The sequence below is a fragment of the Streptomyces turgidiscabies Car8 genome (assembly GCF_000331005.1).
Taxonomy (GTDB): Bacteria; Actinomycetota; Actinomycetes; order Streptomycetales; family Streptomycetaceae; genus Streptomyces; species Streptomyces turgidiscabies.
This window is the reverse complement of record NZ_AEJB01000400.1, coordinates 1-3722: the sequence shown is the minus strand read 5'-3', so window position 1 is coordinate 3722 and position 3722 is coordinate 1. Positions and strand designations below refer to the sequence as shown.

2 protein-coding genes are annotated in these 3722 nt (G+C 68.0%); both read left to right on the top strand.

The window, feature by feature from the left end; all coding sequences use genetic code 11:
• Positions 1-317 (top strand): hypothetical protein (locus STRTUCAR8_RS29180; protein ID WP_044473092.1); only part of this gene is annotated, 317 nt, incomplete at its 5' end.
• A 273-nt stretch (positions 318-590) separates the two neighbouring features.
• On the top strand, positions 591-3356 hold the full coding sequence (locus STRTUCAR8_RS29175) for a hypothetical protein (protein ID WP_143666617.1): 2766 nt from the start codon (positions 591-593) through the stop codon (positions 3354-3356).
• Positions 3357-3722 lie beyond the last annotated feature (366 nt).

Genomic DNA, 3722 nt, shown 5'->3' with positions numbered 1-3722 from the left:
GGGCGCCGGCGGACGCGGTCTCGGCGGGTGAGGGAGCGGGGCGGATCGCGCGGGCGCTGCAGGGGCGTCGGCGGCTGGTGTGGGGACCGCTCGGGGACGTCACGGCGCGGCTGGATGTGCTGGGGCATCCCGTGGACCTCGACCGCGCCCTGGCCGTGCCTGGCGGTCACGGGATCCTCTGGCCGGACGATGCCGCCTCCCGGTACGCGCAGTGGTGCGGTGAACTCGACCCCGCCACCGGGAAGTTGCGTACGCCATGGCCGCCCGGGAGCGCCGACCAGCTCTGGTACGTCCTCGCCCAGATGGCCGTCCCGTGAGTTCGCCAATTCTGAAGGGACTTCGGCGGCGAACTGAAGGGTCCACCACACGAGGCCGGCGTGTCGTACTGCTTAGTTCCCTGGAACCGAACCTCATGGTCCGACGACACGATGCCGTGAGGCGGACCCCACTGGAGCGATCTCTACTGGTGTCTTGGATTGGCTGCCGGGCCCGGGATCACCCGTTCTAGGCTGATGCTCGCAGCTAGCAGGCGGGGGTGGGTGGTTGTGGCACGTCGATCTCGGATTCGTGCGCGGCGGGTCGTGGCGCCCGTGGTGGTGCTGGCTTTGGTGGCGACGGTGGTGGCGTTGCTGGAGTTGGAGGAGCCGCCGTCATGGTTGGGGTGGTGTCCGCCATGGGCGGCCGCCGTGGTTGTTGCGGTGCTGGGTGTGGCGGGGACCTGGTCGCTGGAGCAGTGGGCACAGCGCCGACAAGACGTAGCCGCGCAGGAACAGGTCGCGGTGGATCGTTTGCGTCGGCATCTGGGCCGTCAGGAAGGCCTTCCCCAGGTGGGCGAGCGAGGCGCTGGTGGGCTGCTGCTGGGCATCCACGAAGCGCTTCCCCTTGAACCGATGGCTTCTGCGCCGGCTGCGGTGCCGGCAGTCCGTCGGCTGAGAGCGTTGGGCGGTGGGCGTCAACAACGCGGGGAAACTGTGGTGGAGCCAGATGTGGATCTGCCCGTGTTCGTTGAGCGAGACGTGAGTGAGCAGCTGCGCTCGTGGATGCGCACCGCCGGACGCGACGGCGGTTTCATCGTGCTGGTCGGCAACTCCTGTGTTGGTAAGACCCGTCTGTTGTTCGAGTCGGCGCGGGCGGAGCTGGCGGACTTTGCCGTTCTGGCTCCCGATCTCGGTGATGGAGGGCTGGTCAACGCCCTCGCCGAGGCATCGTTCCCGCTGCCGAAACTGATGGTGTGGTTGGACGAGCTGCAGCGCTTCCTGTCTGGCCCGTTCTTCGTCAACGACGAGGGGGCTGGCCATGCGCCGCTGAGTGCTTCCGCGGTCCGTAAGCTCCTTGCGGCGGACACGCCTGTGGTCATCGTGGGAACGTTGTGGCCGGAGTACGCCACCGAACTGCGTGCGACCGAGCTTGCCCCGGATACCGGCGCGCAGCATCCGCGTTATCCCGCTGCCGTCGACATCCTCGGTATGGGCGGTGTGCGTGACCTGGTTGTACAGCCGTTTTCGCCGACGGAACGCGCTCGTGCAGCGACATTGGCGGCCCGGGATCCGCGTCTTGCCCATGCTGTGGCCGACCGCGACTACAACGTCACTGAAGCTCTCGCAGGTGCCCGCCAGATCATGCGCCGTTACCAGCAGGCCACGGATGTGAACCAGGCCGTGATCCACGCCGCCATAGATGCCCGCCGCCTGGGCATCCAGGGTCCTTTGACCCGCGAGCTGCTCTGCGCGGCTGCGCGGGGCTACTTCACCACCGTCGAGCCCGACGACACTTGGTTCGAGCGTGCGCTAGCTGAGCTTTCCAGCAGCTCTCGCCGCGACGACCGGGCCACCGCGCCCCTCATACCATTGCCTACCGCTGATCGCCGCGCCGTGCTCGGCTACACAGTCGCCGACTACCTTCAACAACGCCTGGCCTGGCGACGTCGCAGCGAGCAGCTCAGTGCCCTCACCTGGCAGGCGCTCGTCGAGCACACCGCCGACCTCGACGACCGTCTGCGCCTTGCGGACGGGGCCTACCGGCGTCTCGTGTACGGCGCGGCGGAAACCCTTTACAGAGCCCTCGCCTTCAGTAGCTCCGAAGCGGCTCTCGAGCTTGCTGACCTCCTGGACGATCAGGGAAAGACCGAGGAAGCCCTGGAGGTGCTGCGAGCTATCGCGGACACCAGTGAGGCGGCTGCCGGCCAACTGGCTCGACTGCTCGCGGACTGTGGCCGCATTGACGAGCTGCGAGAGCGGGCCGACGCTGGAGACCGTCGTGCCGCCCAGGTGCTGGCGGACGTCCTGGCCGAGCAGGGCGACGTTGCCGGGCTGCGAGTGCGGGCCGACGCTGGAGACGCCGATGCAGTCGACCAGTTGATCGGACTGCTCGATCGGCAGAACGACACTGATGAGCTGCGCAGGCTCGCCGACGCAGGCGACGGCAGCGCTACCGATCACCTCGCCCTGGTCCTGAGACGGCAGGGCGACATCGACGAGCTTCAGCGGGTGTTGAGGGCGCGGGCGGATGCCGGGGACCACAACGCCGCTTTCCAGCTCGCCGACCTGGTGTCCGAGCAAGGCGACACCGACGAGGCACTCCGGGTGCTGCGGGTGCACGCCGAGATGGGCAGCCGCGCGGCAGTCGGCCGGCTGTCCGAGTCGCTGATTCGACGAGGCCACGTAGACGAAGCACTGCAGCTGCTGAGAAGCCGCGCGGATGCCGGGGACGCCTACGCCTCCATCAGGCTTGCAGTGCTCCTGGCTGAACAGGGACGCGTTGATGAACTGCGGATCCGTGCCGGTGCCGGAGACTACGAGGCCACCGACCAACTGGCTGATCTGCTGATCCGACGAGGCGACACCGACGAAGCACTGAAGGTACTCGGAGACCTGGCCGAAACCGGCGACCGGTCTGCCGCCAACCGGGTCGAAGACTTGCTGAGACGGCAAGGCAACGACGAGGAAGCACTGCAGCAGCTACGGAACCGCGCCGAGTCCGGTGATCTCGGAGCCTTCGACGATCTGACGTGGCGTCTGGTTGAGCAGGGAGATGTCGACGAAGCACTGCGGCTACTGCGGACTCGCGCCGACGCGGGCGAGTATGCCGCTGCACTTGGACTTGCTCGGTTTCTGGGAGACCACAGCAGGCTGGACGAACTGCGGGCGCGCGCCGACGCCGGGGAACGCCCGGCCGCTGACCGGCTCGTCTCCCTCCTGGCTGAGCAAGAGGATCTGGAAGCGCTGTACGCCGAAGTGCATGCTGGCACCGAAGGCGCGGCCAGAGAACTCATCACGTTCCTTGAGGCGCACGGTGAGAAAGACACAGCGCAGCAGCTCTGCACCCGGGGCTTCGCTCTGCCGGAGGACCCGACCTGAAGACGTCTCGCCAGACGATCACCTCCTAGCGATCACGCCTCCCACCAGCAAGAACGTCCCGCCCACAGCCCTCGTCGGGGGCGGACGCCGTGGACGGGGCGGCGCAGCGAGGCGGGTGATGCCGGGCACCTCGTCGGCGGGGTGCAGGGCGGGCGTGACCTTTCCGGGCGCGGCTCGTTGTGGGGGTTGGGGTGGCCTGTGCCTTCGTAGGGGCCGACCTGGTGCCGCCGGGTACGCGCCGGTCAGGGCGCGGGGTCGCGTCCCGGGCCGGTAGGGATTCAGATGATCACCTGGTCCGGATATCCGGACCCTCGGACCGGCATATGTGTACTGGAAGTACATGTCCGGTCAGTTCACGGATCCGGC